The 18,286-nt window shown below is 62.6% G+C and carries 13 protein-coding genes and 1 riboswitch; of the genes, 9 read left to right on the plus strand and 4 right to left on the minus strand.

Going from position 1 to position 18,286, the window contains the following annotated elements:
• Positions 1–3: 3 nt before the first annotated feature.
• Positions 4–573: a phosphoribosylglycinamide formyltransferase gene (gene purN, locus D8M21_RS07780; RefSeq protein ID WP_082156700.1), complete on the minus strand. Its 570-nt coding sequence runs from the start codon at positions 571–573 to the stop codon at positions 4–6.
• A 38-nt stretch (positions 574–611) separates the two neighbouring features.
• On the opposite strand from purN, the gene D8M21_RS07785 reads away from it, so the two are divergent.
• Entirely contained in the window at positions 612–1,037 is a 426-nt protein-coding gene (locus tag D8M21_RS07785; RefSeq protein ID WP_048679652.1) for a hypothetical protein, read from the plus strand.
• A 42-nt stretch (positions 1,038–1,079) separates the two neighbouring features.
• On the opposite strand, the gene D8M21_RS07790 is transcribed toward D8M21_RS07785, so the two are convergent.
• Positions 1,080–2,915: a cell division protein PerM gene (locus tag D8M21_RS07790; RefSeq protein ID WP_126855769.1), complete on the minus strand. Its 1,836-nt coding sequence runs from the start codon at positions 2,913–2,915 to the stop codon at positions 1,080–1,082.
• A 153-nt stretch (positions 2,916–3,068) separates the two neighbouring features.
• Between D8M21_RS07790 and D8M21_RS07795 the strand changes: the two genes are divergently transcribed.
• Positions 3,069–4,385 (plus strand): glycosyltransferase family 4 protein, encoded by a 1,317-nt coding sequence (locus D8M21_RS07795; RefSeq protein WP_065424233.1) that lies wholly within the window; start codon positions 3,069–3,071, stop codon positions 4,383–4,385.
• A 25-nt stretch (positions 4,386–4,410) separates the two neighbouring features.
• On the opposite strand, the gene D8M21_RS07800 is transcribed toward D8M21_RS07795, so the two are convergent.
• Together D8M21_RS07800 and D8M21_RS07805 are read right to left on the minus strand one after the other, a co-directional pair.
• The gene (locus tag D8M21_RS07800) at positions 4,411–4,851 is read right to left on the minus strand and encodes a type II toxin-antitoxin system VapC family toxin (protein ID WP_048679662.1); all 441 of its coding nucleotides are present in this window, start codon (positions 4,849–4,851) and stop codon (positions 4,411–4,413) included.
• On the minus strand, positions 4,848–5,099 hold the full coding sequence (locus tag D8M21_RS07805) for a hypothetical protein (RefSeq protein ID WP_152692736.1): 252 nt from the start codon (positions 5,097–5,099) through the stop codon (positions 4,848–4,850). The genes D8M21_RS07800 and D8M21_RS07805 overlap by 4 nt, the downstream gene beginning before the upstream one ends.
• A riboswitch (SAM riboswitch) is annotated at positions 5,063–5,193 on the minus strand. Its footprint overlaps the gene before it by 37 nt.
• Before the next feature lie 81 nt (positions 5,194–5,274).
• Between D8M21_RS07805 and D8M21_RS07810 the strand changes: the two genes are divergently transcribed.
• The 7 genes from D8M21_RS07810 (at position 5,275) to D8M21_RS07840 (ending at position 18,281) form a co-directional block, all read left to right on the plus strand.
• Positions 5,275–8,961, plus strand: coding sequence for a DEAD/DEAH box helicase (locus D8M21_RS07810; protein WP_048679663.1), 3,687 nt, complete (start codon positions 5,275–5,277; stop codon positions 8,959–8,961).
• A 222-nt stretch (positions 8,962–9,183) separates the two neighbouring features.
• Positions 9,184–11,337, plus strand: a complete 2,154-nt coding sequence (gene betT / locus D8M21_RS07815) for a choline BCCT transporter BetT (protein WP_065424234.1) — start codon at positions 9,184–9,186, stop codon at positions 11,335–11,337.
• Positions 11,334–12,809 (plus strand): aldehyde dehydrogenase family protein, encoded by a 1,476-nt coding sequence (locus D8M21_RS07820; RefSeq protein ID WP_048679666.1) that lies wholly within the window; start codon positions 11,334–11,336, stop codon positions 12,807–12,809. Before betT ends, D8M21_RS07820 begins: the two co-directional genes overlap by 4 nt.
• A gap of 24 nt (positions 12,810–12,833) precedes the next feature.
• A complete protein-coding gene (locus tag D8M21_RS07825; RefSeq protein WP_048679668.1) occupies positions 12,834–14,429 on the plus strand; it encodes a GMC family oxidoreductase in 1,596 nt (531 codons plus the stop codon).
• 94 nt (positions 14,430–14,523) lie between these two features.
• Positions 14,524–15,360 carry an aldo/keto reductase gene (locus D8M21_RS07830; RefSeq protein WP_126855770.1) on the plus strand — a complete coding sequence of 279 codons (837 nt, stop codon included), beginning with the start codon at positions 14,524–14,526 and terminating at the stop codon, positions 15,358–15,360.
• A gap of 213 nt (positions 15,361–15,573) precedes the next feature.
• Positions 15,574–16,983, plus strand: coding sequence for a TY-Chap domain-containing protein (locus D8M21_RS07835; protein ID WP_048679673.1), 1,410 nt, complete (start codon positions 15,574–15,576; stop codon positions 16,981–16,983).
• Between the two features lie 38 nt (positions 16,984–17,021).
• On the plus strand, positions 17,022–18,281 hold the full coding sequence (locus D8M21_RS07840) for an MFS transporter (RefSeq protein ID WP_048679676.1): 1,260 nt from the start codon (positions 17,022–17,024) through the stop codon (positions 18,279–18,281).
• The last annotated feature ends 5 nt before the right edge of the window (positions 18,282–18,286 follow it).

Consider the following 18,286-nt stretch of genomic DNA (forward strand, 5'->3'; position numbering starts at 1 on the left):
CATTCAGTCTATTAGGCCCTCAGAGAGTTTCTTAATTGTGGTCACCAAGAGTGACCTCTCCTGAACTTTGATTCGCTCGTGAAGGGCGGATTCGTCATCCCCCTCGAGCACGGGAACGGCAGCCTGATCCAGGATGGGACCCGTATCGACCCCGGCATCGACGACATGTACCGTCACCCCCGTGATCTTGACGCCGTACGCCAGGGCATCGCGCACACCGTGTGCGCCGGGGAAAGAGGGCAGCAACGCCGGATGCGTGTTGATGATGCGGCCGGCGAAGCGGTTCACCAGGTCCGCATCGACGATGCGCATGAAGCCGGCAAAAATGATGTAGTCCGGGGATTCATCGCCGATTCGCTGCTCCAAGGCGCGATTCCACGCCTCACGCGTTGCGTAATCCTTCGGAGACACAACGAAGGTCGCGATGCCGTGTTTCTCGGCTCGTTCCAAGCCTTTGCAGGGCTTATCGGCGCCGACGGCAGCGACCTCAACGTTCAGGAATCCTGCCGCGACGGCGTCGAGGATGGACTGAAGATTGGTCCCGGATCCGGAGACCATAACCACTATGCGCATGGGCATACTCTACTCAGTGCCCCGGTAGAGTTGGGATCATGACCTCACCGAACGGCGAAGCGAATCCGGAGAATATCAAGCGGCACGAGTCGCTCGTGTATCGATCGCGACTCATGATTGCGTTTTCGGTCGCCGGTTTCATGGGGACGGTCCTTTCCGTCACACCCGTAGGACAGTGGGCACTCGTGATCTCGATGGTTCTTCTCGCACTCGGCGTCGTGTGGACGATCCTCACCATGGTCTCGCTCACGAAAACGAGAGGCCCTTGGGTGGGGCACGTCGTCCTCGTTCTCGTCTTGCTGGCGAACCTGTACTTCATCGCCAATTCCGGGATTAACTTGGCGCTCTGGAACGTGACCAGCGACTATCGCGATTGTGTGCAGAATTCCCTGACGATTTCCTCGAGCGGACAGTGCCAGTCGGATCTCTACGACACCCTCATGAGTCGGATCCTCGGTCGCTAGCGTCCTCCCACCAGCTGGCGTGGGAAGCCCCAACCCCTGAAACTACCGGTCGCCCTCGTCCGTCGTCCGCCGAGACTTGCGCCGAGGACGCGCGACCACCGGACGACCCCCGGGCACCTCGCGAGGTTTCCGGTCGTCGGCCCACGGTGCGACATGTCGACGCGGTGCGGATGAGGATCCTGTGTTGTCGTCTCGCTCGCTCCGCGGAGACTCCTCGGTCTTCGGCTGGGACGGGGAAGACTCCGTAGCCGGCGGGACGTACCGCGTGGAGCCGCCCCGTGGCCTCGGCGGGAGAGGGCCCTTGCCATCACTGCCGCGGCGAGGTTCTTGACTCGATGCCCCATCCGCCCGGCTAGCCCCGGAGGACGTCTTGCCGAGGGCGGCAATCGATCTGGACGCACCGGCGTCACGTGAACGGTTCGGGGTGCGTTCCGCGTCGGCCGTCGTGGCCCCGGGCTTCTCGGAAGAAGCACCGGCAGAGGGCTTCCGCGAGGAATCTTTGGCTGAGGAATCCTTGGCCTCGTTTTTCACGGATCTTCCCCGGGACGTCGGGCCGTGTTCCGACTCGGTTCCCGAGGTCCGGACGGTTGATGTTGCCCGGCCCTCTTTTTTGCGCGGGGGCCGTTCCACACTAATGGGCTCCACCGTTGGGTCTCGTTCAATCCATGGGCCCAATAGTTGACCCACCAGGGTACCCACCGCGACCGTGATGCCGGCCCACACACCGGTCAGCCAAGGGTGCGGACCAACATCGGTAAACCGTCCAATGCCGAGAGAACCATGCGCCAGCGCCGCCAAGAGGCAGATCACGATGCACACCAACAGGCCGATTCCCAGGGCTACGCATAACCCCGACAGGATGGCTGCCAGCCACCGCCAGGAAAGACGCAAGGTGAACCATTCATCGAGGTGATTTTCGCCGTCACGAATGAAATACCAACCGGCGAGGGCTCCCGCAAGGACGGGCAAGACCAGGACGGAGTATCCCCACACTCCCGGATCCGCGGGTACGGCACCGAGGACCGGCAGGCTTGGGAGCGCTCCGGTGGTGGTTGCCGCGGGTGAGATCACGGTGCCTGCACCCAAGGAGAATCCAGCGCCCGTACCCCAGGCCATTCCGAAAATGATGAGGTTGGGCAACAGTGCCAATTGCAAGAGAGTCACCGCGAGGTCACCGACCCCACCCGCGTGAAGGCCCTGGTACAGCGAAACGATGCGGTTCCAGTGGACGAAAATCGACAGGCCCGTCAAGAGCGCGCCGGCGCCCACGAGTCCAACGACGGCAACCCAGGCGGCTCGAATCAAGGAGACGACGTAGGCGCCCGTCCACCGGGAATATTGGCTGTACTTTTCGGAAAGTTTTTCCGGGTCGATACCGACCAGGCGCAACCACGACCCGGCCACACGATGCCCGCCCCAGAGCATCCCGAGAATCACCACCCACAACGGAATGAGAGTCGCGGCAACCGGTTCGGTTCTGACGGCGGAGTTACTGGTCACGAGGCTGACGACCAGGCCGATGACGCCGTACGTCACCGCGGCCGCCAGGATGGCCTGCCAGAACTGTCCCTCGTAGGAAGCTCGCGCCAATCGCTTTCCCGCGCGACGGGTGAAGAGCACGAGGACCACAGTCAGGCCCAAGGGAGTAAGACTCGAGACGCCTTGAACCGGCGAAGAGGAGTCCCCGCTGGGTATGTTCAAGTGGACGCCGACGCCGTGTCCGGCAAGCCACAATTGCCCGGACCCTCCCAGCACAGCTCCCACCGAGCCGGGCATGCCCAAGGTGAACCACCCGAGGAGCACGATCACGGCCACGAACAGCAGCGAGCCGATCGCGGTCAAGAGAATCTCGGTCACGGCCTGCAACCAAAGCGGCATCGGCAGTGACTGGGGAAGCGAGGGTCTACGAGGCGTCTTGATCATCGCGATTCATCATCTCACGTGGCCCGCGTTTTGGCTTTTCATTCGCCGTTCAACCGACCGTTACTTGTTGATGAACGCCCCGTATCCCCGGCGCGGTTGTATGGGTGTGTGCGAATCCTTATGGTTGCCGAATCGTTTGTTCCTCACCTCAGCGGCGTCACAACCTCGCTGTTGCGAAGCGCCGAGAATCTGAGACGCCGCGGCCACGAAGTCATGTTCTTGGCTCCGTCTGGGCGCGGCTTCAAGCCTTCGGACTGGTCCCCCACCGTGCTACCCAGCCTCCCAAGGGCGGTTCACGACGACGCATTTCCCGCGTCCCGCCAAACCCCTGAATCTTGCCCCATCTCGTTGGCACCGGGGCAAACCTACGAAGAGGTCGAGGGCACCCCCACCGTCCGTATGCCGTCCCTCCCCTTGGCGGGCTACCCTACCCTGCGCTTTTCCATGGGAACCGTGGCGGCAGTACGACGCCTCATGGCCGACTACCGTCCCGACGTCGTGCACATTGCCTCGCCGTTTGTTCTCGGGGCCCGCGCCGTCACAGCGGCCCATTCCTTGGGAATCCCCTCGGTCGCCGTCTATCAGACCGATGTCGCGGCCTATACACACCGGTACGGAATGCCGTGGCTAAAGGCCTACGCCAATAAGCGCATTGCCTCGATCCACACCACGGCGACCATGACGTTGGCGCCGTCGCACTCGTCCATGGACTACTTGGAATCACTTGAGGTGCCTCGTGTCTTCAAGTGGGGCCGCGGCGTCGATACCGAGCTGTTCCACCCCCGCCGTCGCTCGGAAGCGGTTCGGCAAAAACTCGGGGCCGATTCGGGCGATATCCTCGTGGGCTTTGTGGGGCGCCTCGCTTCGGAGAAGCAGGTCGAGGATCTGCGGGTCATCCAGTCGTTGCCGGGAGTAAAGCTCGTCATCATCGGGGGCGGCCCCGAACTCTCCCGGCTCAAGACGACGCTTCACCAAGCAATCTTTACGGGGCAGCTCACGGGGGAAAGTCTCGCGGAGCACGTCGCGAGCCTGGATGTGTTCACCCACCCCGGGGAATTCGAGACCTTTGGCCAAACACTGCAGGAAGCGATGGCCTCGGGCGTGGCCACCGTGGCCGTAGGCAAGGGCGGACCCCTAGACATCATTGACGACGGCGTCACCGGCCGCCTGTACGAACCCGGACAACTCGGCATGCTTCGCACGATCGTGGAGTCGCTCCGAGACCCCGAGGCGCGTGCGCCCCTCAGCACCAACGGCCGCCAGGCCATGGAAGCCCGATCATGGGGTGCAGCCTCGCTCAAATTGGAGGGGTATTACGACAGGGCGATCGAATTTCATCGAAGCCGACAGCTCCGCCGGTGGCGTGATGAGCGTGGTGCCCAACGGCGAGGACCGGGTCGTGCGGCCTCACGCCATCGCGTGTGACACGCCCGTCAGGGGACGGCTATCCCTAGGCTTCGCGCCACGGGTCCTGGGCGTCCACGCCCCAGGACCGGAAAACGTCGGCCTTGGCGGACACGACCGTGAGGCCATGCACCTCGGCGGTTGCCGCGATCAGCCCCTCGACGGCCGCCCCGGTCCACGACGTCGAGGAGCGTTGTCCCAGACGCAAAATGGACTCGGGACTCGACCGCCCAGCCCACGCCCGGGCCACGGCAGGGTCGACATCCAGCACATGATCTTCGAACCGCTCCACGAGCTCGTCGAGCCATCGATCGGTCTCCCTGTGGGGATACAGTCCTTTGAGCTCACCCAAGGAGAGGGCCGAGAGAAACAGCGTCCGGTGCGACCGACGGCGCAAAAAGGCCACCACGGTGGGGTTAGGGCGTGTGCGGCGAATTTCGGCGAGGACGTCGGAGTCAAGCAGCAGACCGCGGGTGCCAGGACTCATGCGGCCTGGTCTGCGGCGAGCGCGACGATCGGTTCACCGGCGCTCGTGGGTGCCAGGAGAAAGTTGAGGAATTCAGTCCGCGCGGAATCGACTCGCGCGTAATCTTGAATGCTCATCGCGTGGTATCCGTGCGAGACGGGAACCGCCGCGGAGAAATCGGAACGGGAATTCGGGGTGGCCATAGCCATCAGCGCTGTCGCGCGATCCTTTCGATGCTCTTGTCTATACCAAGCAACAGTGCCGCTCATGCGGCGAATATAGACCGCTTCGTCATCCGAACCACCCGTGAACATGGGGTTGGTGCCCAACCAAGTCGGAGCTTGGCAGTTGGGTCTCTTGAAGCTGTTTCCCAGCGTACCCAAGAAATTGTCGCGATGAAAAGTCTTCCCTCGAAGAATTTCTGCGGGGTATAGATTGGAAGTTATGCCATTTCCCGCTCAGCAGATGCCGGTCTCTGTCGCGCACATCATCAAAGCCGTGGGCCATAACGCCTTTGGCCGGGGAGAACGGTACTACCGTGCGGGCAAAGTGCTCTCTGCGGCCTATGACCCAGACAGCCTGACGTTCTCGTCCAAGGTCTCCGGCAGCGAGCGGAAATCCTATTCACAGACCGTCATCTTTCCGGAAAAGCAAGCCCCGCATTCGGCACCCTTCCACTCCTTCTGCTCGTGCCCCGTGGGCACCAACTGCAAACACGTGGTCGCCGCCCTGCTCGGGTGGTTTCACGAAGGCGGTTGGGGCGATCCCACGGAGGACCGTCCTTTGCGCTCCGCGTCGCCCGCCGAACCTTCGGGGTCACACAACACGTCCGGCCAAGAGGTTCCCGATGCCGTCCGCCGTTGGTCGGAGGCCAGCGGTGTCGAGATCCCGGACTCGGCTCTCCAGACGTTCACTGACTTCTCTGGCCGCAAAGAGGCCACCTCCCATCGAGCACTGGGCGACATGCAGTCTTCATGGCGCCGTCAGATGACCCGGGCCCTTCAGTCGCAACGCGCTTATGGATCGGGTCAGCATCACCGTGTTCCGGCGGCCTTGGACCTTGATGTGGAGGTCCCCCGGCACCGAGGATACGGCCGCCCGACGGAGGACGTCGTCGCTCCCGTCCACCTGACGGCACGCCCCCTTAAGCTCGGCACGCGAGGCCGCTGGATTAAGGGCGGGCTCCATTGGAACGTCTTCGCCGGAGACACGGTTCACGAGCCCAGCATCCCGGAGGAACATTCGGAGTGGTTCCGTGAGTTCTATTCCGTGGTCCACCCCGACCAGGGAATGTACGCCTCCACGCGCGACTACGTTCGTTTGGATCAGGTGAGCTCATCCCTGCTGTGGGACCTGTTGGAACGAGCTTCCTCCCTGGGGATAGCAATTCTGGTGCGCGAACGCCCCGTCGTCATTGGGTTGGCACCGGAATCGACCCTCGATTTACGCATCGAACGAACGGACGATGAGGGGCTGAAAGTTTCACCGGGATTCCGGTTCGCGGCGAGCCCCGAGTCCGATGACGCCTCGACGGCCTGGGTTCCCGCTTCCTCGGCTTTTCCCTTAGGCCGTCAGCACGACCCCCAGGCGTATTTCGCCCTCGGCGGCGCCCTTCATGCGGAGTACACCCGGGACGCCGAGGGCACCGGATCATGGGGCGGCACACGACCTTCCCCTATCCCCCAGCTAGCTCACGACGCCGCCGAACAACCCTGGATTACAGAAGACACCGAGCTCCTCTTCTTCCCGTTGGCCGAACGGCCCACCCACCTCGCGCGCTCGATTGCGGAAGACGGCGAGATGTCCATACCCGCCAGCGAGATCCGTGACTTTGCGGAAGACTTCTACCCCCAGGTGGCCCGCCGCACCCCCATCTTCGCCGACGACGACGCCGCACCTGCCCTGCCCGAGGTCCTCTCCCCAGAACTGATCCTCGAGGTCGAATTCTTTTCTCCCGGACGTCACGACGACCGCCTCTTCCCGGCCGCCGTGGACTGGTACTGGCTCTACCCACAATCCCACGTCAAATGGCCGAACGACGTCGCCGAGGACCCCGATGCCGCTGCGGAGGGCGAAGAATGGACCCGGGTTCCCATCGGCGTTGGCCATCCCGATCCCTACCGTGAAATTCGCGATACCGAACGTGAGCATGACGTCATTTCCGAAGTGCGACGGGCTCTTCCGGTCACTCCGCTGCATTCGACCGAGCTGTCCGGATGGGAAAGCCACGACCTCGTCGAAAAGGTGATCCCCACCGTCGAAGAGATCCCAGGGACTCGTGTGGTGGTTCGGGGCGACATTCCGGAGTTCACATCCTTGGACGGCGACGCCGAGGTGCAGGTTTCGGTCGAGTCCACCGGCGATCGGGACTGGTTCGATCTGGGGGTGACCGTGAAAGCGGGAGCCTGGTACGTGCCGTTTGTGGACATCTTCCGTGCCCTCGACGCCGGCCAGAAGCACCTTCTCTTGGGCGATGGCTCCTACTTCCGGCTCGATCGCCCCGAGTTTACGAAGCTCCGAGACCTGATCTCTGAGGCGCGGCAGCTTCAGGATGAATCGGCCGCCTTGCGCATCAACCGCCACCAGGCCGGGCTGTGGGAAGATCTCGAAGAACTCGCCACCGACGTGCACGTGGCCGACGAATGGCGAGAATCCGTCCAGTCTCTCTTGGAACTCGAGGACCTTCCCCAGGTCGCCCTCCCCGAAGATCTCACGGCGACCTTGCGGCCCTACCAACTCGAGGGCTACCAGTGGTTGTCGTTTCTGTACGACCACCGACTCGGCGGAGTACTCGCCGACGACATGGGCCTCGGCAAGACGGTACAAACCATCGCAATGTTCTTGCACGCTTTCGAGGTGCACCGCACCGAACGCTCCGAATCCGCGACGCGCCCTCGTTTCCTCGTGGTCGCACCAACATCGGTCGCACCCAACTGGGCGCGGGAGATTCAACGCTTCGCGCCCTCGCTCAGCGTCGAACTCATCACGGAAACCTCCGCCAAAAGCCGCCGTTCGGTGGGCGATCGCGCAAACGGAGCCGACGTCGTCATCACCTCCTACGCCTTGATGCGGCTCGACGAAGCGGAATACCGCGATTTGGGGCTAACTGGGCTCGTGCTCGACGAGGCACAGTTCATCAAGAACGCAAAGACCAAAGCCCACCGGATAGCCCGGGACCTCCCGGCGCGGTTTAAGCTCGTGGTCACCGGTACTCCCATGGAAAACGACCTCATGGAACTCTGGTCTATGTTCTCGATCGCGGCGCCGGGTTTGTTCCCCTCCGCCCGAAAATTCCGAGACTCCTACGCCAAACCGATCACCAGCGGTGAGAGCCCCGAAGCCCTCCCGCGCTTGCGCCAACGGGTGCGCCCGCTCATGATGCGACGCACCAAGGAGCTGGTGGCTGCGGAATTGCCGGAAAAGCAGGAACACCGCATCGATGTGCCGCTCTCCGAGGCCCATCGGAAGGTCTACGACACTCGTCTACAGCGGGAACGACAAAAGCTTCTCGGTCTCCTCCAGGACATGGACAAGAATCGCTTTACGATCTTCCAGTCTTTGACGATGCTCCGCAGGCTTTCCCTTGCGGCGGGACTGGTCGATGAGGAGCACGCGGACGTGGAATCCGCCAAGCTGACGTATTTGCGGGATAACCTCCCCGAAATCATCCAGGACGGCCATCGCGCGTTGGTTTTCAGTCAGTTCACCTCCTTCTTGACACTGATTGCCGAGGTCCTCAAGGAGGAAGGCATTCCGTATGTCTACCTCGACGGCACGACCCGTGATCGCGGTTCCGTGGTGGATGCCTTCAACGCCGGCGAGGCACCAATCTTCCTCATCAGCCTCAAGGCCGGCGGATTCGGTTTGAACCTCACGGCAGCGGATTACTGCTTCATCATGGATCCGTGGTGGAACCCGGCGGCCGAAGCACAGGCCGTGGACCGAGCCCACCGCATCGGACAGGACCGCAATGTCATGGTGTATCGCCTCGTATCCGCCGGAACGATCGAGGAAAAGGTCATGGACCTGAAGTCATCCAAGGCGGAACTTTTCCAGGCCGTCATGGACGAGGGGCAGATTTTTTCCTCGGCGATCGGCGCGGAGGAAATCCACCAGTTGATCGAGGGGTAATTCCTCCTCGCCGTAAACACCGCGACATCTCAATGTTTAACCTTGTCAGGGGTGTTATATCGTGAATGAGACTGCTTCTTAGCTCAACGAACCAACGTCGACGCTCAGATAGGACCCATGAACGATCCCAGCACAACTGCATCCACTACCGTCTCAAGACCCAGTTCAGATGATCTGAAGGAAACTCATGACCCCGGGGCGGATCCCCACCCCCCAACGGGCATGAACAAATACGCCACCATGAAGACCAACTGGAAAGTCTTTGGCGGAGCAGCGCTGGGCATTCTGGCGATTTCCGTGTGGGCGCTACTCGCCCCGGATTCGGCAAGCACGGTTTTGGGTGCCGTCGTGGCATGGGTATCGAAAAACTTCGGGTGGTTTTACGTTCTCACCGGCACCGTGGTGCTCGTGTTCGTGGTGCTCGTTGCCCTGGGCAAGACGGGAACCATCCGCCTCGGCCCGGATCACTCTCGGCCGCAATTCTCGCTCTTCTCGTGGGCCGCAATGTTGTTTGCCGCCGGTATCGGCGTCGACTTGATGTTCTACTCCGTGCTGGAACCGGTCACCCAATATTATGGGCCGCCGCAGGGCTCGAGTGAGACGGCGGAGGCAGCCCGCCAAGCCGTCGTCTGGACCCTGTTCCATTACGGCTTGACCGGATGGGGCATGTACGCCCTGATGGGACTAGCCTTCGGTTACTTTGCCTACCGATTCAATCTGCCGCTGTCGATCCGGTCCGCGCTGTACCCCATCATTGGCAAGCGCATTAAGGGTGCCGCGGGCGACGCCGTCGACATCGCGGCCCTGCTCGGCACGATCTTCGGTGTGGCCACCTCGCTGGGTATCGGCGTCGTGCAGATCAACTTCGGCCTGCACTTCCTGTTCAATCTGCCTCAGGGCGTCGCGGTGCAGGCGGGGCTCATTGTCGTCTCGGTCCTACTCGCGACGGCATCGGCCGTGTCCGGCGTGGACAAGGGCATTCGTCGCCTGTCCGAGCTGAATATTTACCTCGCGATTGCCCTCCTCTTGTACATCCTCGTATTCGGCGACACCGCATTCTTGCTCAACGGTCTCGTGACCAACTTGGGCGACTATGTGAGCCGCTTCCCCGGCATGACGATGGATGCAATGGCCTTCGATCATCCCGATGACTGGATGAATACGTGGACCATCTTCTTCTGGGCCTGGTGGGTGGCGTGGTCGCCCTTTGTGGGACTCTTCCTGGCCCGCATCTCGCGTGGTCGCACGATCCGCCAATTCGTGATCGGGACCTTGACCATTCCGTTCATCTTCATCTTGGTCTGGATCTCCGTCTTCGGGAACTCCGCGTTGCACCTAATCTTCGAGCAGGGAAACGCGGCGTTCGGCCAATCGATCATGAACAATTCCGAAGAAGCCTTCTACACCTTGTTGGCCCAGTATCCCGGCGCGACGGCGGCGGCCGCGGTCGCAACATTCACCGGCCTGCTGTTCTACGTGACCAGCGCCGACTCCGGAGCCCTCGTGATGTCGAACTTCGCATCCACGATCGAGGATCCCAACGAAGACGGCCCCCGATGGATGCGCATTTTCTGGGCGGCCGCCACAGGTCTACTGACCCTAGCCATGTTGATGATCGGCGGTATTACGACGCTGCAGTCGGCGACGATTGTCTTTGGACTGCCGTTTGCGATCGTGTTGTATCTGGTGATGTTTGGGCTGTGGAAGGCACTTCGGGTCGAACGAGCCGACATGGATTCCCGACTGGCCGCGTACGCCGGCGTGCAGGCGGCGAACCGAGCGGCCTCGATCGAACCCGCCGGCAAGACCCGGAATTGGCGTCAGCGCCTGGCTCGCTCGGTCACATATCCCGGCCGTCGAGCCGCTCGACGGTACGTTCAGACCGTGGTCTCCCCCGCCCTGGAAGAGGTGGGCGAAGCCTTGCTGACCGAAGGCGTCACCGCGGAGGTCGTCCACGGTTTGGACCCCTCCAGCGATATTCCGTATGTGACCTTGACGGAGCACATGGACGGCGAGCGCGACTTCATCTACCAGGTGTACCCCATTGCTTGCCCCACTCCGCGCTACCTGTTGAGCCCCTCCAGCACGGAGGACACCTACTACCGTTTCGAACCCTTCGCCCTGACGGGTTCGCGCGGGTACGACGTCTACGGCTACACCAAGGAACAGCTCATTCACGACGTCCTGGACAACCACGAGCGCCACCAAGAGTTCATCCGCTTGAGCGGACCGAGTATCGAGGACACCGGATCCACCGAAATCATCGGTTCTTCGGTGGCTATCACGGATTGGTCGATGGATTTCCCGTCGACGGAAAGCACCCCACAGTCCGAAGACCTTTCGGACGACGCAACTGCAAAGGAAGGTTCTCAGTGAGCAACACGCTGTATATCGACGGACAGTGGGTCCCCGCCGAAGAGGGCGGCACCCGAACCATTATCTGCCCGGCCGACGGGTCCGAGGTCGGCACCGTCGCGGAGGCGACCGCCGCGGACACCGAGAAGGCAATAGCCGCCGCACGCAAGGCCTTCGACGAGGGCGCTTGGTCGGCATCCGCTCCCGAACGTGGCGACTTCCTGCTCGCCGTCGCCCAGAAATTGCGTGACCGCAAGGACGAATTCGCCCGCGCAGAGTCACTGGATACCGGTAAGCGCCTCGTCGAATCCGAATTGGACATGGACGACATCGCTGCGTGCTTCCAGTACTACGGCAAGACTGCCGCGCAGGAAGCGGGCCGCGTGGTGGACGCTGGCGACCCCGCGGTCTCCTCACGCATCGTCACCGAACCCGTGGGCGTTTGCGGCATGATCACCCCGTGGAACTACCCCTTGTTGCAGGTGGCCTGGAAGGTTGCCCCGGCGCTCGCGGCCGGTAACACCTTCATTTTGAAGCCCGCCGAGCTGACCCCGCACACCGCGATCCTGCTCATGGACATTCTGGATGAGCTCGGTCTACCGGCCGGCGTCGCCAACCTCGTGTTGGGTGCCGGCGCGGAGGCCGGTGCGCCGCTCTCCAGCCACCCGGATGTGGACCTCATTTCCTTCACCGGCGGTCTCGTGACCGGTCGGACCATCGCGCGGACCGCGGCGGATTCGGTCAAGAAGATCGCGTTGGAACTGGGCGGCAAGAACCCCAACGTCATCTTCGCCGATGCCGACTTCGACGCCGCCGTGGACAACGCCCTCAACGGCGCTTTCGTACACTCCGGTCAGGTGTGTTCGGCAGGTGCCCGCATCGTCGTGGAAGAGTCCATCGCCGAGAAGTTCACGGCCGAACTCGTGCGTCGTGCGGAAAATATTCGCATCGGCGGTCCTTTCGACGAAAACGCCGAGACCGGGGCCCTGATTTCGGAGCGGCACCGCGAGAAGGTTGCGGCGTACGTGGAGGCGGGTGTGGCCGAAGGTGCCCGCGTGCGTTGCGGCGGCGAGGCAGCCACGGAGGGTGATCTGGCCAAGGGCTGGTTCTATAAGCCGACCGTGATGGACCAGGTCAAGCGCGGGATGTCGGTGGTCCGGGACGAAGCCTTCGGGCCGGTCGTGACCATCGAAACCTTCACCACGGAAGACGAAGCCGTCGCGACGGCCAATGACACGTTCTACGGTCTGGCCGGAGCAGTCTGGACCAATGACGCCGGGAAGGCCGATCGGGTGGCGGGTCGCCTCCGCCACGGAACGATCTGGATCAATGACTTCCACCCCTACCTCCCCCAGGCTGAGTGGGGCGGTATGAAGCAGTCCGGCATCGGTCGCGAACTGGGCCTCGAGGGCCTCGGCGAGTACCAGGAAACCAAGCACATCTACCACAACACGGCCCCCGCCGTGACCGGCTGGTTCAGCGACAACCGATAAGCATCCACGAAAGGACACCACGCTATGAACGAATCGCAAGAATTCGACTACATCATCGTCGGCGGCGGATCCTCCGGCGCCGCCACCGCCGCGCGGTTGAGCGAGAAGAATCCTGATGCTCAGGTAGCGCTCATCGAGGCCGGCCCCGACGACGCTGGCATCGACGAGGTCCTCAGCCTGAACCGTTGGATGGAGCTCCTCGAATCCGGCTACGACTGGGACTACCAGATCGAACCCCAGGAAAACGGCAACTCCTTCATGCGAATGGCCCGGGCCAAGGTCATGGGCGGTTGCTCGTCGCACAACTCATGCATCGCTTTCTGGGCGCCGCGCGAGGATCTCGACGAATGGGAGTCCGTCCACGGCGCTCAGGGCTGGAACTCCGAGACCGGCTACCGGCTCTACCAGCAGCTGGAGACCAATGAGGACGCGGGAACCGAGGGCGGTGAGCACCACGGCGATTCCGGTCCGGTGTCGCTCATGAACGTTCCGCCTCAGGATCCCTGCGGCGTCGCGCTCCTGGATGCGGCGGAACAGGCCGGGATCCCCCGCACGCGATTCAACTCGGGCACCACGGTTACCAACGGCGCCAACTTCTTCCAGATCAACCGCCGTGCGGACGGTACTCGCTCGTCGTCGTCGGTTTCCTACATCCACCCGATCCGCGAACGGGAAAATTTCCACCTACTGACGGGCACCCAGGTCAAGCGGGTGCTTCTCGACGACGACCGGCGGGCGACCGGCCTCGAGGTTGTGGATAACGCCTTCGGCACGCCCCGCGTGATTAGGGCCCGGCGCGAAATCGTGCTCTCCGCAGGAGCGATCGACACCCCGAAATTGTTGATGCTCTCCGGCATCGGCCCGGCCGGCCACTTGGCCGATGTCGGCATCGAAGCCGTCGTGGATTCCCCCGGAGTCGGCGCGAACCTCCAAGACCATCCCGAGGGCGTGATCCAGTGGGAGGCCAAGAAGCCGATGGTTTCCGACTCCACCCAGTGGTGGGAAATTGGCCTCTTCACTCAGGTGGACGCGGGCTTCGACGACGAGCTGCCCGGACGGCCGAACCTGATGATGCACTACGGCTCGGTCAACTTCGACATGCACACCCTCCGTCGGGGTTTCCCCACGTCAGAGAACGCATTCTGCCTCACCCCCAACGTGCCGCACGCACGCTCGCGCGGCACCGTGCGCCTGCGTTCCCTCGACTTCCGCGACAAGCCCAAGGTGGATCCCAAGTACTTCACCGATGAGCAGGGATACGACATGTCGGTGATGATCGAGGGCATTCGTACGGCCCGGAAAATCGCCTCGCAGCCTGCCCTGGACGAATGGCGCGGCAAGGAATTGTTCCCGGGCGAGGACCTCACCTCCGATGAAGAATTGGCCGACTACATCCGCGACACTCACAACACGGTGTACCACCCCGTGGGGACCGTCCGGATGGGCGCAGACGATGATGCCATGTCTCCGCTCAACGCCCGCCTGCAGGTCAAGGGCATTGACGGCCTCCGCGTCGCCGACGCCTCCGTGATGCCGGAGATCGTTTCGGTCAACCCGAACATCACCTGCTTCATGATCGGCGAGCGCGCCGCGGAACTCATCACCGAGGACAACGCGTAAAAACACGATTCGCGAACGGGCGGGCAGGGAATACTCCCTCCCGCCCGTTTGTTATGCACCCCGAAACAGTCACGCTGAGCAGAGGAAGTTTTATATGACTAAGTCACCGAACGTCACTTTCAACGATGGTCAGCAGATTCCGCAGCTGGGCTACGGTGTGTGGCAGGTTGAGGACGATGTCGCGGAGAAGGTCGTCGGTCAGGCACTCGATGCCGGATTCCGCCACATCGACACCGCCAAAATTTACGGCAACGAGGCAGGCGTCGGCCGCGGAATTGCGGGTTCCGACGTCGACGAGAACGAGATCTTCGTGACCACCAAGTTGTGGAACGACGACCAGGGTTACGAGTCCACTTTGAAGGCCTTCGACCAGTCCGCTGAGCGTTTGGGCTTGTCCAAGCCGGTGGATCTGTACCTCATCCACTGGGCGCAGCCGGATAACAACCTGTACCTGGACACGTGGAAGGCCATGATCGAGCTGCAGAAGCAGGGCAAGGTCGTCTCGATTGGCGTTTCGAACTTCCCCGAAGAGCAGCTTCGCGAAATCATCCGCGAGACCGGCGTGACGCCGGCGATCCATCAGATCGAGTTGCACCCGTACTTCAACCAGTCGAAGATGCGCCAGGTCAATGAGGAACTCGGTATCAAGACCGAGGCGTGGTCCCCGCTGGGACAGGGTGGCGATGTCCTCAAGGAGAAGGTCATCGGCGATATCGCCGAGCGTCACGGCGCCACCGCCGGACAGGTTGTCATCGCGTGGCACCTGGCCATCGGCAACGTCGTGATTCCCAAGTCGGTCACCCCGGAACGCATCGTCGAGAATTTTGAAGCCCTCAACGTTCGACTCACCGATGACGACGTCGAGGCCATCAACGGCCTGACCAAGGCGGACGGCCGCATCGGTAACGATCCGGTAGAAACCATGAAATAGGCCACCGGCCAACCGCACGACGGCGTTTCTCCCCCACGGGGAGAGGCGCCGTCGTCGCGTGGGACCCGAATCTGCCCGCGCCGCATCAGGTAACATCCGCCTCCAGTGTTGGCACGGCGCATCGACGGTGCCTACGCTCGTCAGTATCGAAGGGAACGCACGGCACGGAGTCGCGGCATCGCACACGGTAGCTCGTGACGAAGGCAAGGGGACATGGACGGCACAGACTGCGAGGCGTACACGGTCTTTCGCGAAAGCTACCGGTCCCTCATCGACGACCTAGCCGAAGCCGGATGGACCCGCTCCGAAACCCGGTATCGGCTCGTCACCCTGTATCCCGATATCCCCCGCGATTTCTTGGATCGCTTCCTGGCCGAACATCCGGAGCAATTCCTGCACACCGCGGATGAGGCGCTCAACGGGACATTACTCGCGGCCGGGGTGTGGCTCGCGGTCAATCACCTCCTCGACTTGGGCGAAGATCGCGGCTTCATCGCGACCTATGGAGACCAGGCCGTCGTTCAGGACGTCTCGCGCTACTTGGAATCCGCCGGAGTCAGCGACGACCACACCGCCATGATCTTGGGCCGGATCGGTGCGACGCTTGCGTTCCTCACCCAATACCCGCATACGAGCCTCACGAGCGCGGACTACCAGTCTTTCCGCGCAGACCCTCCGCAGGAACTCCGCGAGGTGTTTGGCCTGATTCGGCAGGATTGGCCGGCAAGCCCGCGTTATCTGAGCTCGCAATTTGGTGACGGTTCGTGGTCCCGGGCACTCGTTTCCATGGGTTTGGCCCCCGCCCAACGGTTCGCCCCGGACGGCACCGACCGCATACCCGATTTCACGGAAGATCGTTTTCGCAGCGCCATCGCGGACTTCCTGACGTACTGCATTCGTAATAATCGCAAGCCTTTAGCGTTGCTCTACGGCCGATGGTCCGCCGACACCGCTCGGCACACGACCCCTCGTCCCACGCTGGGGACGCTGCGCCACCGTTTCGGAGCGTGGCACCTTGCCTTGGCACAGGGTCGCCGCCTCATCAACGACGAAGCCCCAGGAGCGGGCGACCCTCGGTACGAAGAGCACTGGGTCGGTCCATGGGGCTCCAGCAGCCGAGAGCCACGGAGCGAGGCCGGTTCGTGGTCTCCTCAACACTGGGTGGAGCGCGGGATCGGCGTCGTCGAAACCGTGGTGCAAGAGGCCAGCGGCGACGAAAACTCGTGGGCCGAGCTGGTCGCCGAAATCTCCGAAGCCATCCGGACTCTCCCGTGGAAGCACTTCTTGACCGTCGAATACGATACGGGCAATACCGGCGGAGATTCCCCCTACGCCCAAGCTTTCACGGGACCGGGTGGCGTTACCGCAACCCTTGTTTCGGAGCAATTTCTCCCGGCTGTCCTCTGGCCGCTCGACGAAGAATATTTGGTCGACGCCGGGTGGCGCCCACCCCATGCCGAACAACTCCACTGGGAACGCACGCAGCTCAGTCTCGACGATTCCGCGACCGAAATCGTCGATGCCCTCCGCTATGGCCGCGACTGCTCGGACCCCTACCGGTTCCGCTGGGGCTCTGGGGCGATGTACGACCGCGCGTTCCCGGCGACGATTCCAACCATCTAAAAATATTCCCCTTCCCCACCATCAGGAGATGATCGCTGGTGTCCACTTCACCGGACACAGGCACGAACGGTACGCCTTGGCAGGGTTACCGCCGAGGCACCCCGGAATTCACGCGGATGCTGGTCGCGATGTTCTGCGCGGGTGTCGCAACCTTCGCCCCGCTATATTCGCCTCAGGCGGTACTGCCCTCCATCGCGTCGGATCTGAATCGCGACGTCGCCACGGTGGCCCTCACGGTCTCCTGCGCGACCTTTGGCCTCGCGATCTTCGCCCTCCCCTGGACGTACGTTGCGGACCGATGGGGCAAGACGCGAGCCATGACCATTGCGATCACCGCGGCAAGCATTCTCGGGCTCATCATTCCCTGGACGCCGGATTTCTCCCTCCTGCTCGTCTTGCGGTTTATCCAAGGCGCCGCGTTGGCCGGGCTCGCCGGCGTCGCCGTCGCGTACATCGCCGAGGAAACGATGGCCCTCCACTCGGGGGCCGCCACGGGCCTTTACGTCGCGGGAACGACCATCGGCGGATTGGCCGGACGGCTGGTTTCGGGGCCGATCGCTCAGCTCACGGGGAACTGGCGCATTGCCGTCGCGAGCGTGGCCGTTCTTGCCGTCGCCGCCGCCATCGCTTTCCTCCTTCTGCTCCCCCGGGCCCGTCGATTCGTTCCGGTGCCGCCGCACGGCGCCCTTCGATCCACTGCACGCCGCATCGGCCGTCACCTCACCCACTCAGGAATGATCAGCCTCTTTCTCTTGGCGTTCACGCTGATGGGCGCTTTTGTGACGGTTTATAACTACGTGGGATTCAAACTCGAGGTTCCTCCGTATTCCCTATCCGAGATCGCCATTTCGCTGCTTTTCCTGGCATATCTTTCCGGAACCTTCACCTCGGGAATTGCCGGGCGTTTATCGGCCCGATTCGGTCGGTTGCTGACGATTCTCGTCTCGATGGCCGTCATGATCTTGGGTATTTGGCTGACGACGGCGTCGCCACTTCCGGTAGTAGTTCTCGGCCTCGTCCTGCTGACCATGGGCTTTTTCGCGGCCCATTCGACGGCATCGGCATGGACTGGCCTCCTGGCGGGCGACGGCAAGGCTCAGGGCACGGCACTGTACAACCTGTTCTATTACGCGGGATCGGCGATCGTCGGCTGGCTCGGCGGGTTCTTCTTTATTTCCGGTGGGTGGTCGCTCACCGGGTTGTTCTGCATCGCGGTTGTGGCCTTGGGCGCATTGTTAACGGGGACGGTGCTTCGTCGCGAAGAATCCGCTAAAGTGGTCCGGAACGAAGGGGAGTAGTTCCC

Source organism: Kocuria sp. HSID16901, from assembly GCF_003989425.1.
GTDB lineage: Bacteria > Actinomycetota > Actinomycetes > Actinomycetales > Micrococcaceae > Rothia > Rothia massiliensis.